Consider the following 22,069-nt stretch of genomic DNA (forward strand, 5'->3'; position numbering starts at 1 on the left):
GTAAGAAATACACTATATTTGTGCCATCATAATTTAGGTTTATAATTGGTTATTTAAGGTTTTCATTCTCCCCGATTGAAAACCTTTTTTTGCCCCTAAATCACGAACTACCATCGCCCACCTGCGCCTCCACCACCTGAAGAACCGCCGCCAAAACTTCCGCCGCCGCTACTACTTGATCCACCGCCACCAGAGCTTCTCGATGAAGACCGTACTTTAACAGGTATAGTATGCTCGCCATGAGATACGCGATGCCCACAGTTCTTACATTTATCAAAACGTTCCTCCAAGCCCTGCGAACTGTATGTTGCCGATCGGATCGTATGTGTAAGTCCCGTTTCAAACGTACGGTAATGACATTGAGGACAATCAATGTACCCTGCGTTTTCATCCCAGGGAACCAACTTGGTTTCATTGCTTGTCTGATCTACCCAAATCTCATAAGATCGGCTACCAATTTTCTCCTCCATGAGTTGTCCCTGATCCAAGTAAGCACTTTCTCGGATAGATACATCATCCTTATTCATCCGTAACCAACGCCCTGAACCATCTGGAGGGGTCAATCGTAGTTCATTCCTTCGAATCCGCTTATTTATTCCAAAAGATCAAACAGCGCCAAAGGACTTAGCAACAAAGGAACAAGTCCCCAAATGCGAAATTTACGCAAGGCTTGCTGGATATTCTCCTCATCGCGATAAGAATTGACAATCTGCGTACGGCTCGCATTATATTTCATCGCCAATGTAATACTGCCAAATATAAAAATAAAGTAAGGAAGGTTCTTCCATTGATAAACGACTTCAAAGTTGTTCAATGCAAAAGCACATATAAATACACTGGCAAACATCAACATCCCCATACAACCGCAGCCGCTGACCAGTGGTGGAAAATACTTACTTTTCTTAGTCAACTGTCCCTTTATCGCGCGGGTCACCTCACCCAGCCAGATATAACAGATCGCAAATAAAGCCAGCACCAAAAGTGAATTTCGCAGGATAGGACTGCTGAAGCTCCAGATCGGAGTTGCCTCAGGCATCAAGCGCTCCAATTCAGCCTTGCTATCAGGAGAAGTTAGAATGGTTTTGATAAACTGTGAAGCCTCAAGAACTCCTTGGTCATAATTTCCATTTCGAAAATTAGGCACCAGATACTTCTCACCGATCCGCTTTAAATAGGCATCAGGCAAGGTACTTTCCATCCCATACCCCGTAATAAAACGATATTCCCGCCGATCTTTGGCAATAAACAATAATAGACCATTGTTACTCCCCTTCTTGCCGATACCCCAGGTATTAAATAGTTTAAGTGCAAATTCAAAATCGCTGTCACCGACATAGTCATTGACCAATACAATGGCATACTCACTTTTGGTAGCTGCTTCGATCTGTGTGGATAAACCATCCAATTCAGCGACGGTACCCGATGACAAGATCCCATCGGGATTGGACACGAAGTAATCTTGTCCCTGTAATTTCGGACTAGGTACATTATCGACAGTATACTGTGCCAATACCGGAACAGCACTTAAACAGCAGCTTAGCCAAAATAAAAGGAAGATATAGAGTTGATGTGATCTATGCATATTTTTTAGAATAACTCAAACAACAAAATTTGGTTCATTGTCACGATATTAAGAAAAAAAAAAAAATCAAACAAAGGTTTCCATCAAAAAAAGCCCATAATCAACCGATTATGGGCCTGTATAATTCAATATTCGTTTGAGACTTTCCGTCCTATTAATGTATCCTAGCAATTACTTTATATAATCGTTTTGTTGAGCTACAGCCACAGTACGCGGGCCTGTTTATCGCTATCAATGACCAAGCCAGTGTAAAATTAAGACACCGATCAATCCAATAACAGAAACGAGCGTTTCCATCACCGTCCATGAGCGAAACGTATCCTTCATGCTCACTCCAAAATAAGATTTAAACATCCAAAACCCCGGATCGTTGACGTGTGAGAACATGAGACTACCCGCTCCCGTCGCTAGCACCATTAATTCGGGAGTAACATCTCCCGCCTGCACAATGGGAAGCATAATGCCCGCTGCCGTGAGCCCAGCAACACTAGCCGAACCGATAACCAGGCGAATGATACCGGCTATTAACCATGCAAGCACAAGAGGCGACAAACTAAGGTCTGCGGTTAAGTCAGCGATGTAGTTCGCTACACCACTATCTACCAAAATTTGCTTGAAGGCGCCTGATGCTGCAATGATAAAAGGATCATCATTATCCCGCGGATTGCTTCTTCCACACTTGCTGACTGCTCCCGCAAACTTTTACCTTGGCGGATACCCATCGTGTACATTGCCATTAGCGATGCAATCATTAAAGCCACCACCGGATCACCCAAGAAACGTAGTGCCGTCAGCCAAGCGGAGCCTTCTGGGAATAGTAGATGTGAAAATGAACCAACAGCAATTAAAACTATTGGAAACAGCCCAGTGAATATACTAATTGCAAATCCGGGAAGCTCTTCCCTATCTGCTTGATTGTGTTCAGGAAAAAACTCGGCCGGTGGGTTGGTCGGAATACGCTTAAGCATCCTGCCAAAGAGTGGTCCACCGATAATTATAGCAGGAATCGCCACAACAACGCCATAGACCATTGTCAAACCTATGTCCGCTTTGTAGGCAAGCGCTATGGCCGTAGCTCCCGGATGTGGTGGCAAATAACCGTGCGTCACGGACAGCGCTGCCAACAATGGAATAGCTACGGAAAGCAAGGGCATTTTATTGGAAGCACATATCATGAAGACAAACGGTACCAAGACGATAAAACCGACATTGTAAAATAAGGGAATTCCTACTAAAAAGCCCGTCAGAACCATTGCCCAAGGTAAGTTCTTTCTGCCAAATACAGCCGTGAGTACCGTTGTAATCTTTTCTGCAGCACCCCCTCTGCCATCAACTTCCCCAGTAAAGACCCGAAAGCCAACAAAAGTGCCAACTGGCCCATGGTACTGCTCACTCCGGTTTCAACAGATTTAAGGATATCCATGGCGTTCATATTCATAGCAAAACCGACCGCAACAGAAGTTATCAGTAATGAAAAGATTGTGTTTAGCCTGACGACAGTGACCAAAAGAAGTAGTAAAGCTACTCCCAAAATAACGATGATTAGAGGCATAATAATTTATAACTAGTTAAAACTCACCTTCCAATATGTGGTACAGGTGTTCAAATTTCCGGAAGTTCTTCATATATACGGCGTGATTCTCCGCACTCGGTTTGTAATAGCGCTCGGTATCTTGTGTTCCCTCCGCTTGCTTGTTTTTATGGTAGGATTACCCCTCTGTATACCCAGTGCTTCCAAACCTATCAATGCTGCTCCCCATGCAGAGCTTTCTACCGTATTTTTGGTGAATACAGGTTTATTGAAAATGTCTGCAAGCATTTGCACCCACAACGATGAACGCGCTAAGCCACCACTTGCAAATATCGTATGAATGGGGCCGGTGTTCTCCTCTAATGCGATTCCTACACTGTAAATTGCAAACAACATCCCTTCCATCATGGCCCGTGCAAAGTGCGCCCTGCCATGATGCAACTGTATTCCAAAATAAACGCCTTTTGCATTGGAATTCCAATGTGGTGCCCGTTCACCAGTTAGATAGGGCAAGAATATCAAGCCCTCCGCCCCGGGAACGACGGAGTCGACCAAAGCATTTAACAACGCGGAAGGATCTCCATCCGCTTCCTCTTGATTAAATTCTTGCAAAAATTATCCCGAAACCAGTTGCGTAATACACCGCCATTGTTAACCGCTCCACCAATTATATATTCATTTGGTCTCAGCAGGTATGTAAATAGCCTTTGTTTTTTCTTGATTTGCCTGCGAACTTGCTACGCGAATAGCTCCACTGGTACCAACAGTTACCGAAGCCACCCCAGGACTTATAGCCCCTACCCCGAGATTAGCCAAACAACCATCGCTACCACCTATAACAAAAGGGGTATCTTCAGGGATGTGCATCAAGGCCACAATTTCTCGGTTAGGCATATTTAAAACATAATCCACCGGAACTGGTGATGCTAGTTGCTCTTCCGATATGCCCGTCAATCTTAACGCCTGCTCAGACCATGTTAGCTGATGTATGTCGAAAAGCCCTGTTGCAGATGCAATGGAATGATCGACCACATAAACTCCAAAGAGCCTGTAAAAAGAAATTCTTTGATACCGATAAACTTGTGCGACTGAGCAAATAATTTTTGATCGTTAGACTTTATCCACATTAATTTGCAAAGCAAAGACATGGGATGTATTGGTGTGCCCGTCTGCTGGTACAACAGCCTGCCCGCCTCAGTTGCCTGCAAGGCAACCGCAATATCCTCGCTTCTACGATCTGCCCATATCATGCAATTGCTAAGTGGCTTGCCCGCCGAGTCAACAGCGATCAGTCCGTGCATAGCACTGCTTACTGAAATACATACGGGTTTCGGTATCTCGGCACTAGATTGCTTTAAGCCAATCATTACATGTGCAATAGACTCAATACATGCGCCATAAACAACCTCCGGATCTTGCTCATACCAGCCTTCCAACGGATTTAATATGGGATAAGGTATACTATGCTGCGACAAGATGTTACCTTCGTAGTCAAATGCAACAGCTTTCGCAGATGATGTCCCAATGTCTAATCCAATGATCATAAATAAAATTGATGTTTAGGAGAGTTCAATATACGGATTATCTGTTGGTTTACAACAAAAGACTCAATACCAGCGAAGTAATTGAAGTGAGAAAAGCGCCTCATACATCGCCGACAACGGTTTCGCGAGGTATTGAAATATGCTATCGCAAACGGGATACCCGTACCAGGATATGTAAACGCACTCTCTTATTTTGATGCCTACCAATCGGAAAAATTACCTGCAAATATTTACAAGCACAACGAGACTACTTTGGCGCACATACCTATGAACGTATTGATCAGGAAGGTATCTTTCACACGCTTTGGGATTAAGGGACAAAAGCTTGAAGATGCGATTTAATCTTCGTTTAAAACGCAAAAAAGCGGCTTTTTGTATAAAGCCGCTTTTTATAACTGAGCCCTCCTGTCGGGATGAACCAATGACCTACTACTGATTACAAGTCAGTTGCTCTACCAGTTGAGCTAAGCAGGCTTCGTTTACAGTTTCTAATTTCTGTGCTGCAAATATCAGGATTTGAACAAAAACTTGTAGCGTATGATTATATGAGATAGACTTACAGCATACATTTACATTCCATTGATCTAGATGCTATCGCTCAATATCCTTCAAACTGCTCATTTTCTTATATTCCAGGAATCCTTTGATATCCTCAAAATGCTCACGGACACGCTTATTTCCAAATTCAAATACTTTTTCTGCTAAGCCATCCAAAAAGTCACGGTCGTGAGAAACAAGGATCAATGTACCATCAAAATCCTTTAAGGCATCTTTGATAATATCTTTGGTCTTCATGTCCAAATGGTTGGTAGGCTCATCGAGAATCAACACATTCACTGGCTCCAAAGAAGTTTTATCATGGCCAGACGAGTTCGCTCTCCACCAGATAATACCTTCACCTTTTTCGTCGTGTCATCACCACTAAACATAAAAGCACCCAAGAGATCTTTCATTTTAACACGCACATCACCTATTGCAATTTGATCGATTGTATCAAAAACAGTCAATTCACCATCAAGCAATGCCGCCTGATTTTGGGCAAAGTAACCGATCTTGGCATTATGCCCTACCTTCAATGTACCTTCAAAATCTATTTCACCCATAATCGCTTTGATCATGGTCGATTTACCCTCTCCATTTTTACCGACAAAGGCAACTTTTTCGCCACGTTCAATCACCATATTGGCTTTATGGAATACCACATGCTCATCATAAGCCTTGGTAAGATCCTCCACAATGACAGGGTATTGACCCGACCGAGGTGAAGGTGGAAATTTCAGGCGCAGCGCCGAAGTATCTACTTCGTCAATTTCGATAACCTCCAGCTTTTCCAACATCTTCACTCGCGACTGCACCTGTAGCGTCTTCGAGTAAGTACCTCTGAAACGATCAATGAATTCCTGATTGTCAGCAATAAAACGTTGTTGCTCCTCATAAGCTTTCAATTGATGCTGACGTCTTTCCTGACGCAACTCCAAATAATGGCTATACTTGGCTCTATAATCATAAATACGGCCCATCGTCACCTCGATGGTACGGTTCGTGATATTATCGACAAAGGCTCTATCGTGTGAAATAACAATAACTGCCTTGGCAGAATTGACAAGGAAATCCTCCAGCCATTGGATACTCTCGATATCCATGTGGTTGGTTGGCTCATCCAACAAAATCAGATCTGGCTTCTTCAAGAGTATTTTGGCAAGCTCGATACGCATACGCCATCCCCAGAAAACTCCGACGTCTGTCTGGTAAAGTCAGAACGCTCGAAACCAAGCCCCTTCAATACCTTTTCTACTTCTGCATCGTAATTGACCTCTTCGATCGAATAAAACTTCTCGCTCAGTTCCGACACCCGCTCGATCAATTGCATATAATCATCCGATTCGTAATCTGTACGGATATTCAATTGCTCGTTCAGCTGCTCCAATTCATCCCGCATACCATAGACCTCTTCAAAAGCCTTCGAGGTCTCTTCAAAGACCGTCACATGATCCTGCGTCAGTAAATGTTGCGGTAGATAAGCAATGACGGCATCTTTTGGCCCCGCCACATTACCTGTGGTAGGTTTACCCACTCCAGCTATAATTTTCAACAAGGTAGATTTACCAGCACCATTCTTACCCATCAATGCAATCTTATCATTCTCATTGATCGAGAAAGATACATCCGAAAAAGAGTCGTTCCCCAAAGGAAACAGAAATATTATTTACGTCAATCACTGTATGTACACTTAAATTTGCCACAAAGATAAGCGAATCAATCTTATAAATATACAATGGATCATTTTTGTGTATCTTTGCGCCATGCGTTTTGATATTATTACGGTCCTACCAGACCTTTTGGGAAGTCCATTTGCACACTCTATTTTGCAACGTGCAAAGAATAAAGGCCTCGCGGAGATATATGTACACAATTTAAGAGATTACTCAACAAATAAGCACAAAAGTGTGGACGATTACCCCTATGGCGGCGGCTCCGGCATGGTGCTACAGATCGAACCCTTCGCTAAGTGTATTGAACAATTGCAGGCCGAACGGAAATACGATGAAATCATCTATATGACTCCCGATGGAGAAACCTTCAATCAGGATATTGCAAACGGACTCTCGACAAAAGGTAACATGATGATTCTCTGTGGTCACTACAAAGGTATAGACCAACGCATCAGAGATATATATGTGACAAAGGAAATCTCTATAGGTGATTATGTGCTGTCCGGAGGTGAACTTCCAGCGGCAATTGTTACAGACGCGATCATCCGCTTGATCCCCGGAGTTTTATCGGACGAAACCTCTGCGCTTTCAGATTCTTTTCAGGACGGATTGTTGGATGCACCGATCTATACACGCCCTGCAGAGTGGAAAGGGCACAAAGTGCCCGATATTTTACTCAGTGGACATGAAGCGAAAATTGCTGCATGGAAGGACGAACAACAGCTAAAAAGAACACAAGAACGACGCCCTGATTTATTAAATGATTAAGAAATAAGGGGATTTTTGTTTTTTTATCACAAAAAGTTTGGTTATTTATTTTTTTATAAATTTGTGTAATAATGACACGAAGATATACAAATACAAATTGGTGGTGGCCTGAAGCAATAAGCATCGGGAATCAATTGGTATTGTCATAATATTTCATAATCAACCAAAACCATTTGTGGAAATTCCAAACCCGATGCTAACCAGTATCGGGTTTTTTTGTATAAAATTTATCATAACGAAGAAAAAGAATAAAATGAAGTATAAATTCAAAACACAGAGCAGAAAGTTGCTTGCCGACACAACAACACCGGTGAGTATTTATCTTCGATTAAGGGATATCTTTCCAAATTCACTCTTATTGAAAGCTCCGACTACCATAGTCGTGACAACAATATCAGCTATATCTGTTGCCAGCCCATTGCAGGGATTCAACTCGATGAGCGAGAGTTAACATTAACCTATCCTGGAAAAGAACGAATTGTAAAAAATGCACAAGAAATAGAATTACGTCAGGAGGTATCCGATTTCAGGAATTCTTTTGAAGATTCTACGATAGCCGAACTGAACCTAATCTCCAATGGTCTATTTGGCTACTTTACATTTGATTGCATCGAACATTTTGAGGATATCAAACTGACGACACCTGTCGATCCGGCACGGAAAATACCGTTTATGCAGTACCATGTCTATAAGTATGTGATTGCCATCGACCATTTCCGCAATCAGCTTTATATCTTCGAACATCTTTTGGAAGATGAAGAATCAGAATTGGAACGCATGCAATTCCTAATTCAAAACAAAAACTTCCCAGAGTATACATTCAAATTGGCCGGAGAGGAAAGTTCCAACCGTACCGATGAAGAACATCGCCAATTGGTGAAAAAGATGAAAGAACATATCCAACGTGGGGATGTCTTTCAAATTGTTCCATCCCGAGGCTTCCGGACACCATTCTCAGGTGATGAATTTAATGTCTACCGTGCATTACGTTCCATTAACCCCTCGCCTTACCTATTCTATTTTGATTATGGTGACTTTAAACTCTTCGGTTCATCGCCTGAGGCACAATTGCGCATCCATGGCAAACAGGCTACGATCTTCCCGATTGCCGGAACATTCAAAAGAACCGGAAACATGGAGGAAGACCAAAAAAATTGCTTCTAGACTAAAACAGGATCCGAAAGAAACCTCCGAGCATGTGATGTTGGTAGACCTTGCCCGTAATGATCTGAGCAGACACTGTACACATGTTAAAGTAGAATCCTATATGGAACCACAATATTACTCCCATATCATCCATTTGGTATCAAAAGTAACAGGGGTATTAAAAGATAATATCAATCCATTCGACATTGTAGGCGACACCTACCCTGCCGGGACGCTCTCTGGGGCTCCAAAACACATGGCATTGACACTCATTGACCGCTACGAGGGATTGCAACGTTCGTTCTACTCCGGAGCGATTGGCTTTATGGGTTTCAATGGCGATTTCAATCATGCCATCATGATTCGTTCATTCCTCAGTAAACAAAACACATTGCACTATCAAGCTGGTGGTGGAATTGTATTGGACTCTGACCCTGAAATGGAACTTCAGGAAGTCAACAATAAAATAGCTGCTTTGCGAAAAGCATTACAATTAGCAGAAACGTTATGATCAGACCATTAGAATACTGTGTCAATACACAACATATCAATGTTTCGATAGACACCATCGACAACCGCATCGTTGAATTGCTGGCTTTGCGGAAGACCTATCTCAATAAGGCAAAAGTATTGGATGATCATACCGATGCCGGGCAGCATATTATTAAAAATATCAGCAGTAACCAGGCGACACTGGCAAAGAAATTCGACCTGCCAATGGAATTTGTTCAAGCGATATTTCAGGAAATAGATAATTACTTTAATCAGGACTATACAACAAGAGGCTATGAGCAACAATAAAATCGTCGTCATTGACAATTACGATTCATTCACCTATAATTTGGTTCATTTGCTACAGGAGTTGGGACAGGACTATGTGGTATTGAGAAATGATAAATTCAAACTGGAAGAGCTGGAAGCATTCGATAAAATACTTCTTTCTCCAGGTCCCGGTATTCCGGAAGAAGCGGGTCTATTGCTTGACGTGATCCGCACCTATGCTCCGCACAAAAGTATATTGGGCATCTGCCTGGGGCAACAGGCAATCGCCGAAGTATTTGGCGGCACACTATTCAATATGGAAAACCGCTGCATGGAGTTGCAACCAGCATTATCGTTACTGATGAATCCGAAAAGCTATTTCAGGACTTCCCGAAAGATTCCAAAATAGGACGCTACCATTCATGGGCTGTAAACAAAGAAACATTGCCAAGCACACTTAAAGTGACAGCCGTAGATGAGAATGGCATCATCATGGCACTGACACATACGGAGTATGATGTACGAGGCATGCAGTTCCATCCGGAATCCGTACTGACAACAAATGGAAAAAATTAATTGAAAACTGGTTATTTTAGTATCTCAATACTCAACTATATGCCAAAGGCTTAAAGTACTAAAATATCTATACTAAATACTAAAAATGACGATACTCGATAAAATCATTGAACGAAAAAGAATAGAAGTAGAAAAGGCGAAGGCCTTGGTTCCATTCGAAGAGCTGTTGAACTATCCCTATTTCAATGTAGCCTGTCTTTCTTTACGGGAATCTATATTAGATCCTCAAAAAACAGGAATTATAGCTGAATATAAACGAGCATCACCTTCAAAAGGAGATATCAACAGTACGGCAAAAGTCGAAGATGTTGTCAAGGCTTATGAAGAAGCTGGTGCCTCGGCGGTATCTGTGCTGACCGATGGGGAGTTTTTCAAGGGCAATCTTGAAGATCTTTCGAAAGCAAGGGAAGCAATTAACATCCCTATTTTGCGGAAAGAATTCATTGTCGACAAATATCAGATTACTGAGGCCAAGGCTTATGGTGCCGATGTCATCCTTTTAATAGCAGCCTGCCTCAAAAAGGAAGAAGTTCAGGAGTTTGCCGCCTATGCACATCAGATCGGACTCAATGTATTGCTTGAAGTACACAATGAACAGGAACTTTTGGATAATCTTTTCGACGATATCGATGCCATTGGTGTCAACAATAGAAACTTAAAAGATTTTTCCGTAGATCTAAACCATTCATACGAACTTTTGGATAAAATTCCATCCGAATATATTAAAGTTTCTGAAAGTGGCATCTCTGATCCCACAACTATTAAAGCATTGAAAAAGCTGGTTTCCAAAGCTTTCTAATCGGTGAAAATTTTATGAAAACTGCAGATCCGGGTAAAGCGATCAAGGATTTCGTAAAAGAAATTTAGAAACTATTTAAAACGAATCTAAATAAGCCTATCTTTGCGTCAGAACAAGCAGAGAACTGGTATTTTGGAAAAAGAGTTTTTATTATAGATAAAGCAGGTTTTGAGCAAATATATCTTCAACACTGGGAAGGTATGTTTGCCTTTTGCCTGAGCAGTATCAAAGATGAAGAACATTCCAAGGAAATCGTACAGGATGTTTTCAAATCACTTTGGGAACGACGTGAAGAGCTTCGTCTCATAGAGGTCGAGCGGTATCTGATCAGATCAGTAAAGCTCAAAACATTTGAATACATCCGTAATAAAGTATCACGACAACAACACCTGGACAATATTTCAAATACAAGAGAAGAGCATTACGTAGATAATTCACTGATTGCTGATGAACTAGCCAAGAAGATATCACATCTGATCGATAGTTTGCCCAAACAATGTAAAAATGTCTTCCGCATGAGTAGAGAACAGGGGCTCACCAACAAGGAAATTGCGCATAAGCTCTATATTTCCGAACGGGCGGTAGAATATCATATTTCACGGGCATTAAAAACATTAAAAACAGAACTAACGGAATATATATCCTAAATTTAGCTATACAAAAGAAATCCTGTACTTTTGTCAGAAAGTAAGTATATCATATGAAAATAGACCATAAACTCGTAGAGAAATATCATTTAGGCCAATGCTCTCCCGCAGAACAACTTCTTGTGGAGGAATGGTTATTGGATGATACCCTCGAGTCGGAGCCCTTGTCTATTTCCATCACTAAAAAGCAAAATTAGAAACGGATATCTGGGCCGAGCTGAGCAGCCATATTGATAAGTCCGAAGTCCCAACAATAGTTCCTCCCAAAAAATATAACTTTAAATATATTGGAATAGCAGCCAGTATTATATTTTTACTCTGTTTTGGTTTTTATCAATTCAGTAAGGATGCCGAAAACACTGCCGCCATCTTTGATAACGGAACAAGTGCTGGACTGAAATATATTAACCAGAATAGTTACAATATCATCCTCGGTAAAAATGCACGGGCTGAGATCAATACGGATACCGGGGAATTCAAAACTTCGGGCAATATGATGTTCATTCCCAAAAAAACTTTGCATTTAGCTTTTCCGGCACAGATAAAAAGAAGGAACTCAAACATGGGGAAACATATTTTGTATTAAAACCACAAAAAAATGGCAAACAGGTAATAATCTCCAAATCAGAACTGACTTTTTAGCCCCTACCATCCAACACGAACTGAAAATACAATTTAATATCATCTAAATAAGAAGAACTTCAATTAGTCCATACACTCATGCTATCCAACCGCTTCACGCTATTCTTATCCTTGTTATTACTCCATTTAGTAATAAGCTGTAGAACGGAAGATGGGGGCAGAAATATCGACAGGAAGTACAGTCTCTATACGATGAATAAAGATCTCGGAAACACCATCATCACCTCAAATACTGTTGATAGTGGAAATCTGACCATCTCAAAAAATGGCATAGACATTCCGACACAGCAATTCGATCGAAGCATCATCGTTAAGGACAAGCATTTTTATTTTTTAAGAGCGGGAAAATTCAGAAAATATACACTTCAATCAAACGGATTAAAGGAAATTGCACAGTTGGCTATGCAAGATCAGCATATTGAAAATATAAACTGGCTTGATCGAGACACATTACTCCTATTTACTTCGGACAACAAAACAAACCGTCGGCTATGGGTCTCTAAAATTACGGTCAACGATTTCAAAATCAACCAACAGCAAGAAGTAAAACTACCTTCAGCCTCAGCAGACTTTAAGATTCTTTCCGTCGGGTTTGGCACCATACATCAACAACGGTTATTGATCGGTTATACTTTTAATAAAGTGATTAATGAGACTGACTTTACCACAATAGATACAATGTATATTGCGACACTGGATAAGACGACTTTACAATTAGAAAATATACAAAAGATACTCGTTCTTCTTACCCCGGAGGAGTCAATACTGTTCAATCTTATAGCCTCCATGACGAAAATGGCAATTTCTATTTTATGTCCTGCCCTGGTATAGCACTAGGTAACAGCCCATCAAAACCTACCGCAATTTTTAGAATTGACAGCAATTCCACCCATATCAACCCTGCCTATTTTCTCAATCTAACAGCCAAAACACACAATCATGCTTATGGCATGTGGTATTTGGGCAACAATCAGGCTATCGTCCGTAGTGAACGTAGAGATCGCTACACCGACTTTAGCGATCATCATTCCACCTATCAATTTGAGTACTATGTGGTCGATCTTATCAGCCAAACTACGACAAAATTAAACCTCCCTTTCGACAAGGGGACACGCAAAGAATCCGTTCTCGTCGAAAATGGGAAAGCCTATATCACAATAGACGATGCAAAGGATCAGCATCAAGTTTGGGTCTATGATATCAAATCAAAAAATATTCAGGTTGGTCTTATCCTAGATCAAGCGACCGATTTTATTGTTAGAATAGATCGACTACATTAAATTTCTAACTGATATTCAGCTTATTAAAAATAATAATTTTTATTTACTTATTTGACCTTCGGTAGATTTAGAGTTACGCAACTTCTCTATGTGTAATTAATCTAAATAAAGTAATGTCAAAATTTAAAGTAGTATGGTTATTCTTTTTCCTAATCATATCATTTCCTTCAAATTCCCAACAACTAGCCGAAGTCAAAGGTAGTGTTACCAATACATCAAACGAGCCTATTCATGGGGCAACAATTGTCCTATCAGGTACAAATAAAGGAGCCAAAGCGGACAAAAATGGTTTTTTTAAAATAAGCGGAATCTCTTTCGGTAATCATCAGGTTACGATTTCCGCGGTCGGATATCAGACTATACATCGGTCAGTAACCTGTAGTAAAAATGTTATTGATCTATCCGGAATTCAAATGACCCCAGATCAAAAAATCATGGCAGAAGTTGAAGTTATAGGTCGATCCACTGCAAGTGAGATAACACGACAACCCTACAATGTCTCTGCAATAGATGCAAAAAAACTGTACAATACGACTTTAGATATCGGCCAGGCACTTAATAGAGTCTCGGGCGTACGCTTGAGAGAGTCTGGCGGTGTCGGATCAAATATGTCTTTTAGTATTAATGGATTCTCCGGCAATCAGGTGAAATTATTTCTGGATGGCATTCCGATGGACAATTTTGGTTCATCCTTTCAATTGAATAATATCCCGATCAATTTTGCCGAGCGTGTGGAAGTGTATAAAGGTGTTGTTCCGGTATGGCTGGGTGGCGATGCTTTAGGTGGTGCTGTGAATATTGTCACCAAAAATGACCCTGGGAAGTACCTTGATGCTTCTTATTCTTATGGTTCCTTCAATACGCATAAAACTGCGGTAAACGCGGGATACATCTCGAATAACGGATTAACGATGACCTTATCGGCCTTCCAAAACTATTCGGACAACAATTACTGGGTGAATGTGCGGACGGCTGATTTTGAAACCGGAAAATATACCAAAGGAAGAAGAAGGCGTTTCCACGACGCCTACCGAAATGAAACAATGGTTTATAATATCGGAGTCTCCAACAAGAAATATGCAGATCAGCTACTTTTTGGAATAACACTGGGTGAAAACAAAAAGAAATCCAGACCGGAAACCACATGGACGATGTTTATGGAGGCCGGGAAGCCCTAGGAAATATCATCCAACCCAGTGTAAAATACATCAAAAAGATCTATTTGTAAAGGGACTAGATGTCAACATATTTGGCCGATACAACCTCGGTAAAGAACGCAGTCTGGATACAGTGAACAGAAGATTTACCTGGTCCGGAGAGAGTGAACCCAAAGATAAAAATAACCCTAATGCTCCCGGAGGTGAAAACGAACTACGCGATTATCGTTTCAACAATAACAATGGTAACTTCATTGCCAATCTCGCCTATGCGATCAATGAAAAACACCATTTTATGGTCAATCACCTATTGACAACGTTTGACCGCAAAGGAAAAGATAAATATTACCCAGATCTCGAAATCAACAAGTTGCCACGAAAAAACAACAAAAATATTACTGCATTAGGTTATCGCACCAACATAGCCGATCAATGGGATTTAAATGTATTTGTAAAAATTACAATCAAAAAGGTAAGTACTTTGAAGAAGTCAAGAAAAATGAAATCTACAAAAATGTAGAAACGACGGTCAATAAATTAGGCTATGGATTTGCGGCTTCCTACTTTGTCAATCCAACCCTACAATTGAAAGCTTCCTATGAGAAAGCTTCCAGATTACCTGAAAACAACGAACTATTTGGCGATGCACAAGACCTGAGCGCAAATCCAACACTTAAACCAGAGAATAGCCATAACATCAATGTCGGTCTCTCCTACACTAAAAAATGGAATGAGAATAACCATATCATCATAGATGCTAACTATACCTATAGAAATGCAACTGATTTTATAAGGCTCTACATCAGCCCATTAAGCTCAAACAACAAAAGAGAGAGTAAATACCTCAATTTAAGGAGCGTCCTCAATAATGGAGTAGATCTTAATCTAAAATATTTCTATAAAAATCAGTTTTCAATCGGTGGTAATCTCACCTACCAAAATATAATCAATAACACGAAATATGAGCCCGGTCAACTTGTAGAAAGCAGTGTTTACAAGGATCGCATGCCTAATATCCCATATTTATATGGTAATGCAGATGCTGCCTATTATTTGCACCACTTCGGAGGTAAACATAATACATTGACAATCGGTTACAACCTCCAATATATTCATGCTTTCTTTTGGACTTTCCAAGTTTAGGCACGCCAGCACAGCGTTTCATTATTCCCGAACAGCTATCTCACGATGTCAACATTGTCTATGCAATGGCTTCGGGAAAATACAATGTCGCGCTGGAATGTAATAACCTAACTGACGCAACACGATACGACAATTTTGAGATGCAGAAACCTAGTCGGTCTTTCAATGTCAAATTCAGATACTTTATCCGTAAAAATAACACACAATTTATTAAATAACTCAAAATGAAAAAGTCAAATTACTTAAGATTGCTTACAGTAGCCTGTGGCGTGTTAACAATTACTGCTTGTTCAAAGGACAAGCCCGTTGAAGGAGGAGAAGATTCAGGAAACTCGAAAAAGAAGGAAAAATTCGTCTTTATCGTAACTGGGCAAGGGAGTTCGGAATCAGGTTCATCAGGCACTTATATTGTTACTACGGATGATGTTACACAAGGTAATTTAAGCATAGTGGGTAACGGTATGCCGGCAACTGAGGCTTCTTTTATCAATCAAAACAACCATGTTTTTGGCCTGACATACGGTGGCCAAGGCCCGATAACTCCTTATGCTATTGATGCCAAAGGCGATCTGCAAAGACTTAAAGATGATCAGGTAAACGCCGAAACCGCAGGTATCTATGGTAATTTCGGTGATAAAAATATTATTTTGGGAACGACCAATAGAAGCATTGTAAACCCGGTCGCGACGCTAAGAAACTATGATGCTCAAAATTTCTCCATCGCCAACAAAAACACGGTCGATCTTTCCAAAGTATTGGGCGGTAAACGCATGGCAATCTGGACAGGCGTATTCCAAGTAGGTAATAAGGTCTATATTCCTTTCCAATCCGGAGATGGTTCAAGTAACTGGGGCGGAGATTTTACGACAACAGATACGACCTATATCGGTATCTTCTCTTATCCGGAACTTAAATTTGAAAAAACAATCCGTGACGGAAGAGGTTCCCATATCGGGAATTGGTGGGCTCAGCAAGGTCTAGCCGTGGATGACAAAGGCGATGCGTATGTTTGGTTCTCCGCAAATGAAGCGTCACTGGCATCCAAAAATAAATCTGGATTCCTACGAATCAAGAAAGGAACAGATGAATTTGATAAAGACTATTATTTCGATATCGAATCCCTTGGAAACGGTAAGATCGCAAGAGGCAGTTATCTTAAAGACGAGAAATTTTTAATGACGGTCTATAATAAAGGCGAACAAGCTGAAGGTGTAGGTGGTGGACTTGTCAAACTATATATCGTAGATATCCAAACCAAAAAAATGACAGAAATCAAAGAGATTCCTGCACATGAACAACAGGGATATAAAGATGTTGTATTTGTTGACAAAGGTAGCTCAAAAGCTTACTACACCTGTCAAAATAAAGACGACAAGCAATATTACACCTACATCATTGATATCAACAACGCTACCGCAAAAAGAGGGTTGAAATTTACAGGGATCTCCCATGTATCATCAATGAGCAAAATCAATTACTAATCACCTACAATGATCCGATCTGCCGACCAACAAGTGCAGATCGGATTATAAAAATCGTTTCCCATTATGCTCAGTAAAATTAATGCCTGGCTACACCTTTGGTTAGGAATCGCTGCGGGTATTCCTGTTATCATCTTAGGAATTACAGGCTGCGTACTTGTCTTTGAACATGATATCAAAGAATTAACCACAAACTATATTCAGGTCACAGCTCAAAAATCAGAAGAACAGCTTCCCCATCCGCGATCTATAAATCTGTTAAAGCGACGCTTCCTGATTATGAAATTGCGAGTTCCTGGTATTATGGTCTGGACAAATCAGTTAAAGTAAGTCTAGATCACTCCGACAGTCTTGTCTATGTAAACCCATATACAGCCGAAGTCCTCGCGATTGTCAACCATGAGGATTTTTTCCATTTCATGGATGAGGGGCATCGTCATCTTTGGATGCCCACAAAAATAGGCAGGCAGGTCGTTGGCTGGAGCACCTTTATCTTTTTCATACTACTGATTACAGGCATGGTATTATGGTGGCCAAAGAAATGGAACCGTAGATCGAGAGAACAGAGTTTTACCATCAAATGGAAAGCAAAATTTAAACGTGTCAATTATGACCTCCACAACGTACTGGGTTTCTATGCGCTAACAATCGCATTCGTTATGTGCTTTACAGGGCTCATCATGAGTTTTCCTGGATTCGAAGTTCCGTGGTCTGGATGACTGGGGCTATCCCAACAAACCAAAAACGGAAAAGAATAATAAACCTGAGCTTCCGGATCAGCCGCTAAATGATGCGTTGGTAGTTGCTGATCAAATCTGGTATAAAGTGCGTCATGAATATGCAAAGTTCAACAAAGAAGCTGTTATTGTCCACTACCCCGAAAAAGACGATAAAGCGGTGTATGCCTGCACGGACATGGCCAACGGAAGCTGGAGAGACCTTAATTTTGACCGCAATACACTGGAATTAACAGGCCGCAAACAGGGACCAATTGATGAAGCCAATACCACGGAATGGCTCATGCGTTCCAATTACGCCCTGCATACCGGTTTTATCGGTGGAATGACCACCAAAATAATTTACTTCATCGCATCGCTTATCTGTGCGACTTTGCCTATAACAGGGTTCTACATCTGGTGGGGAAAGAAAAAAAAAAGTCAACCAAAAAAACAAGACGTCCACAATTAGCAACAACTTAATTATATAATCATGCCTTATATCCTCCGTTATCTCTTAAGTCTCCTTTGGATCTGTACCCTATTTACAAGCCAAGCTCAAAAAACAAATCATATCAAGGGACAGACTGTGGGCGAAGATAAACAGGCCATTCCTTATGTAAGTATTTCGCTTTATCACGTCAATGATGGTACACTGGCTAGTACGGCACGCTCAGATAGTACCGGAAATTTCAGGTTTACCAATACCAAAGCGGGTAGCTATTTTATTAAAGTCAAAAGCCTTACCCATCAGGATACTTTCAGTCCCCATTTCAGGTTGGACGAACATTTTGACGAGTATGACCTTGGCAAGATCCTATTATTGCAAAACAATACCTATCTCGCTGAGGTCGTCGTCAAAAGAAAAAAGCAATTTATCGAACAGCAACAGGACAAGCTGGTCTTCAATATTGAAAACTCCATGCTCGCAGACGGCAACAACGGACTGGAATTACTCAGCAAGATTCCAGGTGTCGCTGTCGATGAAAGTGGTTCGCTAAGCATTAAAGGTAAATCTGGAGCGACGGTCATGATCAATGGGAAAATTACATACCTGTCCGCCGATCAATTGGCCAATCTCCTACGGAGCACGTCCTCAACGGACATCAATAAAATCGAGGTCATGTCCAATCCAAATGCAAAACAGGATGCTGCTGGATCCGCAGGTATCATAAACATTGTATTAAAGAAAGGGCTCAAACAAGGGTTTAATGGTTCCGTATCGGCTAATGCCGGTGCCGGTAGAGGAGCACATCTTGGCGGGAGTCTAAACCTTAATTATCGTACAGAAAAAATCAACGTATTCGGGATTTATAATCAGTATTTCCAAAATCTGAAATATTATAACTCACTTACACGCTATTTTTACACTGATCAGGGATCAGTCCCTGAATCGTATTCACAACAGGAGAACAGCATACAGCCCAAACTCCGATCTAATAATTTTAGAGTCGGCATGGACTACAGCATAAATCCCAAACAGACGATAGGTTTCTTAATTAATGGAGGATTCGGGAAATATCCAAAGTACGAGCCCACCACGAATAGTTTCAGGAACTTTAATACCGATAATTTAGTATGGTCATCCACGACCATCACGGAGGGCAAGGAGCGTTGGCGAGATATGCTGTACAATGTCAATTATAATTTAAAGCTCAATGATAAAGGTCATGAATTAAAAATAGATCTTGACCTTGTTGACCACTATTCAAAAATGGATCAGCAGCTGAATACGGCATATAACAATGTCGGAACTTCAACACCGCCTGCAAGCTCCTCCAGAATAGGTGATATCCCCTCAGACAATAAGGTATATGTCGCCAAGCTAGATTATACACTTCCTCTTCCAAAAGAATATAAACTGGAAGCTGGCTGGAAGAGCAGTTACGTACGCACTGAAAACGATCTACATTATGATACATTACAAAATGATCAATATGTTCCGGATCTGGGTACAAGTAATCACTTTATCTACAAAGAGACTATTCATGCGGGTTATCTAAATCTATCAAAAAGCTGGCATAAGTTTTCAACGCAAATAGGCGTTCGTGGTGAACACACCCGTACACGTAGTCATCAAATTACATTGAACGAACAATTTGAAAGATCCTATTTCAAACTATTCCCAGCAGCGTTTTTCACTTATACAGCCAATGACAATCATAAAGTACAGACCAGCTACAGCTATCGTGTACAACGGCCTTCGTTTTGGGATTTAAATCCATTCAGGGTATACACAGATCCTTTTTCCTATGCTGAGGGAAATTCAAACTTAAACCCAGCATACGAACATTCCTTTGAACTAGGTTATACTTACGCAAGCAAATACGTCTTAACGCTGAATTATGCCCAGCGGTCAAATGTTGTCAACGAAATATTGGGCAGAGATCCACTTAATCCCTATATTACTTTTGAAAGGCCCGAGAATATAGGTTCTTTTAAAAATTATGGGATCTCCTTTATTGCCCCGACCCAATTTACCAGCTGGTGGTCGGCAACACATTTTGCAAATTATTATCGGAATGAATATGAATTGCCACAAGAAGATGGGCTAATTGTCCGCGAGGGCAATACATTAAGTCTAAACAGCCAAAATTCCTTCAAATTGCCTAAGGATTGGTCTATTGAATTGGGGGCAACTATGTGTCTGGCTTGACGGTAGGGATCAGTCATATCAAAAGCTACGGACAGGTCTATTCTGGCATCCAAAAAAACTTCCTCAATAAAAAGCCACGCTGAAATTAGTCGTAAACGACATTTTCAGAACCAACAATCGACGATATGAAACCATCTCCCCGACCATCAGGCTCATCGGTAGATCTAACCCCGACAGTAGGACCGCCATCTTATCTTTCAGCTACCGTTTCGGTGGTTCTCAGAACGCAACAGCACAACGCGCTACGGGTTCTGAAGACATAAAAAGTAGGCTCTAAACTCATGACAGTTAGCTAACTTTATACTAATACCAAATTTTGTACCTTTGTAAAAAAAAAAATTGAAGATGTCGGTCAAGATTGGTGAAAATATTGAATTGGGAGAATTCCCATTGTTACTTGCTCCGATGGAGGATGTCAGCGATCCCCATTTCGGTATGTTTGCAAACAAAATGGTGTTGATTTAATGTATACTGAATTCATTTCCTCAGAAGGACTGATTCGTGATGCGGCTAAATCTGTTCAAAAACTAGATATTTTTGAATATGAACGGCCCATCGGTATCCAGATATTCGGTGGAGATATTGAAAGTATGCGTCAATCAGCGGAAATCTGCACAAAAGCAAATCCAAATCTAATCGACATCAATTACGGTTGCCCTGTTAAGAAAGTGGTCTGTAAGGGAGCTGGCTCTTCCTTATTGCAAGACATTGATAAAATGGTTGCGATGACTAAAGCTGTTGTTGAAGCAACCCATCTGCCCGTGACAGTAAAAACCCGTCTTGGCTGGGATGACAATACCAAAAATGTATACGAAGTAGCAGAGCGATTGCAAGATGTCGGCATCAAAGCATTAGCAATACATGGTCGTACCCGTGCACAATTGTACAAAGGTCAGGCTGACTGGTCTATGATCCGTGATATCAAACGCAATCCACGCATTCAAATTCCAATTTTTGGCAACGGTGATGTGGATTCGGTGGAGAAAGCCGCTGCCTGGAGACAAGAATATGAGGTTGATGGTATTATGATCGGTCGTGCTGCAATTGGTTACCCATGGATTTTTAGAGAAATCAAACATTTCTTCCATACAGGTGAACGCCTGGAGGGACCTACAATTGCCGAACGTGTCGAGGTATGTAAAACACACTTAAACAAATCCATCGAATGGAAAGGTGATAAATTAGGGATCTTTGAAATGCGGAGACATTACGCAAATTATTTCAAAGGAATTCCGAATTTTAAAGAATCCAGAATGAAACTTGTCAGCTTACAAACGCAAGATGAAATTTTAGATGTACTCCATGATATTGAACATAACTTTGAAACTGAAGTATTTTAAGATTTTCCAATATTGAAAAAGGCGACAACCGAATTAAGTTGTCGCCTTTTTTATGTCCTTAACAAACCAGCTATTTTCTTCGAATT

General features: G+C 40.8%; 18 protein-coding genes, 1 tRNA gene and 7 pseudogenes. 19 read left to right on the top strand and 7 right to left on the bottom strand.

The genetic code is table 11. From position 1 onward, the window contains the following. Window positions 1-107: 107 nt before the first annotated feature. The 5 genes and pseudogenes from KUH03_RS15990 to KUH03_RS16025 all read right to left on the bottom strand — a co-directional run bounded on the left by KUH03_RS15990 (window position 108) and on the right by KUH03_RS16025 (window position 4,657). Entirely contained in the window at window positions 108-527 is a 420-nt protein-coding gene (locus KUH03_RS15990; RefSeq protein WP_257094722.1) for a hypothetical protein, read from the bottom strand. A 65-nt stretch (window positions 528-592) separates the two neighbouring features. Continuing rightward, window positions 593-1,582: a YgcG family protein gene (locus KUH03_RS15995; protein ID WP_257094724.1), complete on the bottom strand. Its 990-nt coding sequence runs from the start codon at window positions 1,580-1,582 to the stop codon at window positions 593-595. 231 nt (window positions 1,583-1,813) lie between these two features. After that, window positions 1,814-3,134, bottom strand: a pseudogene (locus KUH03_RS48665) (gluconate:H+ symporter). A gap of 69 nt (window positions 3,135-3,203) precedes the next feature. Next, window positions 3,204-3,725 carry an FGGY-family carbohydrate kinase gene (locus KUH03_RS16015; protein ID WP_257094731.1) on the bottom strand — a complete coding sequence of 174 codons (522 nt, stop codon included), beginning with the start codon at window positions 3,723-3,725 and terminating at the stop codon, window positions 3,204-3,206. A gap of 63 nt (window positions 3,726-3,788) precedes the next feature. Further along, a pseudogene (locus KUH03_RS16025) lies at window positions 3,789-4,657 on the bottom strand (FGGY family carbohydrate kinase). 132 nt (window positions 4,658-4,789) lie between these two features. Here KUH03_RS16025 and KUH03_RS16030 point away from each other — a divergent pair. Beyond that, window positions 4,790-4,971 (top strand): annotated as a pseudogene (locus tag KUH03_RS16030) (hypothetical protein). An 84-nt stretch (window positions 4,972-5,055) separates the two neighbouring features. Here the strand turns inward: KUH03_RS16030 and KUH03_RS16035 are convergent. Further along, window positions 5,056-5,131 (bottom strand) — tRNA-Thr (locus KUH03_RS16035). A gap of 117 nt (window positions 5,132-5,248) precedes the next feature. After that, window positions 5,249-6,876 (bottom strand): annotated as a pseudogene (locus KUH03_RS16040) (ABC-F family ATP-binding cassette domain-containing protein). Between the two features lie 84 nt (window positions 6,877-6,960). On the opposite strand from KUH03_RS16040, the gene trmD reads away from it, so the two are divergent. From trmD to dusB, 18 genes and pseudogenes are all read left to right on the top strand, one after another. Then, a complete protein-coding gene (gene trmD, locus KUH03_RS16045; protein ID WP_257094736.1) occupies window positions 6,961-7,638 on the top strand; it encodes a tRNA (guanosine(37)-N1)-methyltransferase TrmD in 678 nt (225 codons plus the stop codon). 253 nt (window positions 7,639-7,891) lie between these two features. Next, window positions 7,892-9,295 (top strand): annotated as a pseudogene (locus tag KUH03_RS16050) (anthranilate synthase component I family protein). Next, window positions 9,292-9,585, top strand: a complete 294-nt coding sequence (locus KUH03_RS16055; protein ID WP_257094738.1) for a chorismate mutase — start codon at window positions 9,292-9,294, stop codon at window positions 9,583-9,585. Before KUH03_RS16050 ends, KUH03_RS16055 begins: the two are co-directional and overlap by 4 nt. After that, window positions 9,572-10,142 (top strand): annotated as a pseudogene (locus tag KUH03_RS16060) (aminodeoxychorismate/anthranilate synthase component II). The gene KUH03_RS16055 and the pseudogene KUH03_RS16060 overlap by 14 nt, the downstream one beginning before the upstream one ends. A gap of 65 nt (window positions 10,143-10,207) precedes the next feature. Next, window positions 10,208-10,921, top strand: coding sequence for an indole-3-glycerol phosphate synthase TrpC (trpC, locus tag KUH03_RS16065; protein ID WP_306429603.1), 714 nt, complete (start codon window positions 10,208-10,210; stop codon window positions 10,919-10,921). A 176-nt stretch (window positions 10,922-11,097) separates the two neighbouring features. Continuing rightward, window positions 11,098-11,568 (top strand): RNA polymerase sigma-70 factor, encoded by a 471-nt coding sequence (locus KUH03_RS16070; RefSeq protein WP_257097030.1) that lies wholly within the window; start codon window positions 11,098-11,100, stop codon window positions 11,566-11,568. An 834-nt stretch (window positions 11,569-12,402) separates the two neighbouring features. Continuing rightward, window positions 12,403-13,041, top strand: coding sequence for a hypothetical protein (locus KUH03_RS16075; protein ID WP_257094740.1), 639 nt, complete (start codon window positions 12,403-12,405; stop codon window positions 13,039-13,041). After that, window positions 13,023-13,490: a hypothetical protein gene (locus tag KUH03_RS16080; protein WP_257094742.1), complete on the top strand. Its 468-nt coding sequence runs from the start codon at window positions 13,023-13,025 to the stop codon at window positions 13,488-13,490. The genes KUH03_RS16075 and KUH03_RS16080 overlap by 19 nt, the downstream gene beginning before the upstream one ends. 113 nt (window positions 13,491-13,603) lie before the next feature. Beyond that, on the top strand, window positions 13,604-14,668 hold the full coding sequence (locus KUH03_RS16085) for a TonB-dependent receptor plug domain-containing protein (protein WP_257094744.1): 1,065 nt from the start codon (window positions 13,604-13,606) through the stop codon (window positions 14,666-14,668). A 112-nt stretch (window positions 14,669-14,780) separates the two neighbouring features. Next, on the top strand, window positions 14,781-15,167 hold the full coding sequence (locus tag KUH03_RS16090) for a hypothetical protein (protein ID WP_257094746.1): 387 nt from the start codon (window positions 14,781-14,783) through the stop codon (window positions 15,165-15,167). After that, complete coding sequence (locus KUH03_RS16095) at window positions 15,080-15,790, top strand: TonB-dependent receptor domain-containing protein (RefSeq protein ID WP_257094748.1); 711 nt, start codon at window positions 15,080-15,082, stop codon at window positions 15,788-15,790. The genes KUH03_RS16090 and KUH03_RS16095 overlap by 88 nt, the downstream gene beginning before the upstream one ends. After that, a complete protein-coding gene (locus KUH03_RS16100; protein ID WP_257094750.1) occupies window positions 15,772-16,008 on the top strand; it encodes a hypothetical protein in 237 nt (78 codons plus the stop codon). Before KUH03_RS16095 ends, KUH03_RS16100 begins: the two co-directional genes overlap by 19 nt. 6 nt (window positions 16,009-16,014) lie before the next feature. Further along, a complete protein-coding gene (locus KUH03_RS16105; protein ID WP_257094752.1) occupies window positions 16,015-17,271 on the top strand; it encodes a DUF4374 domain-containing protein in 1,257 nt (418 codons plus the stop codon). A gap of 66 nt (window positions 17,272-17,337) precedes the next feature. Further along, window positions 17,338-17,601, top strand: coding sequence for a PepSY domain-containing protein (locus KUH03_RS16110; RefSeq protein ID WP_257094754.1), 264 nt, complete (start codon window positions 17,338-17,340; stop codon window positions 17,599-17,601). Then, window positions 17,580-17,990: a PepSY domain-containing protein gene (locus KUH03_RS16115; RefSeq protein WP_257097031.1), complete on the top strand. Its 411-nt coding sequence runs from the start codon at window positions 17,580-17,582 to the stop codon at window positions 17,988-17,990. Before KUH03_RS16110 ends, KUH03_RS16115 begins: the two co-directional genes overlap by 22 nt. Before the next feature lie 76 nt (window positions 17,991-18,066). Continuing rightward, window positions 18,067-18,459, top strand: coding sequence for a PepSY-associated TM helix domain-containing protein (locus KUH03_RS16120; protein ID WP_257094756.1), 393 nt, complete (start codon window positions 18,067-18,069; stop codon window positions 18,457-18,459). 21 nt (window positions 18,460-18,480) lie between these two features. Then, on the top strand, window positions 18,481-20,643 hold the full coding sequence (locus KUH03_RS16125) for an outer membrane beta-barrel family protein (RefSeq protein WP_257094758.1): 2,163 nt from the start codon (window positions 18,481-18,483) through the stop codon (window positions 20,641-20,643). Between the two features lie 345 nt (window positions 20,644-20,988). After that, window positions 20,989-21,983: pseudogene (gene dusB, locus KUH03_RS16130) on the top strand (tRNA dihydrouridine synthase DusB). Window positions 21,984-22,069: the final 86 nt, after the last annotated feature.

Origin of the sequence: Sphingobacterium sp. E70 (assembly GCF_019285695.1) — a bacterium.
GTDB classification, from domain to species: Bacteria; Bacteroidota; Bacteroidia; order Sphingobacteriales; family Sphingobacteriaceae; genus Sphingobacterium; species Sphingobacterium detergens.

Coding starts and splice junctions, on each gene's coding strand:
- KUH03_RS16110 (WP_257094754.1), top strand. CDS start 17,338: ATGCTCAGTAAAATTAATGCCTGGCTACACCTTTGGTTAGGAATCGCT.
- trpC (WP_306429603.1), top strand. CDS start 10,208: ATGACGATACTCGATAAAATCATTGAACGAAAAAGAATAGAAGTAGAA.
- KUH03_RS16105 (WP_257094752.1), top strand. CDS start 16,015: ATGAAAAAGTCAAATTACTTAAGATTGCTTACAGTAGCCTGTGGCGTG.
- KUH03_RS15990 (WP_257094722.1), bottom strand. CDS start 527: ATGAATAAGGATGATGTATCTATCCGAGAAAGTGCTTACTTGGATCAG.
- KUH03_RS16075 (WP_257094740.1), top strand. CDS start 12,403: ATGAATAAAGATCTCGGAAACACCATCATCACCTCAAATACTGTTGAT.
- KUH03_RS16085 (WP_257094744.1), top strand. CDS start 13,604: ATGTCAAAATTTAAAGTAGTATGGTTATTCTTTTTCCTAATCATATCA.
- KUH03_RS16125 (WP_257094758.1), top strand. CDS start 18,481: ATGCCTTATATCCTCCGTTATCTCTTAAGTCTCCTTTGGATCTGTACC.
- KUH03_RS16080 (WP_257094742.1), top strand. CDS start 13,023: ATGTCCTGCCCTGGTATAGCACTAGGTAACAGCCCATCAAAACCTACC.
- KUH03_RS15995 (WP_257094724.1), bottom strand. CDS start 1,582: ATGCATAGATCACATCAACTCTATATCTTCCTTTTATTTTGGCTAAGC.
- KUH03_RS16095 (WP_257094748.1), top strand. CDS start 15,080: ATGGGATTTAAATGTATTTGTAAAAATTACAATCAAAAAGGTAAGTAC.
- trmD (WP_257094736.1), top strand. CDS start 6,961: ATGCGTTTTGATATTATTACGGTCCTACCAGACCTTTTGGGAAGTCCA.
- KUH03_RS16055 (WP_257094738.1), top strand. CDS start 9,292: ATGATCAGACCATTAGAATACTGTGTCAATACACAACATATCAATGTT.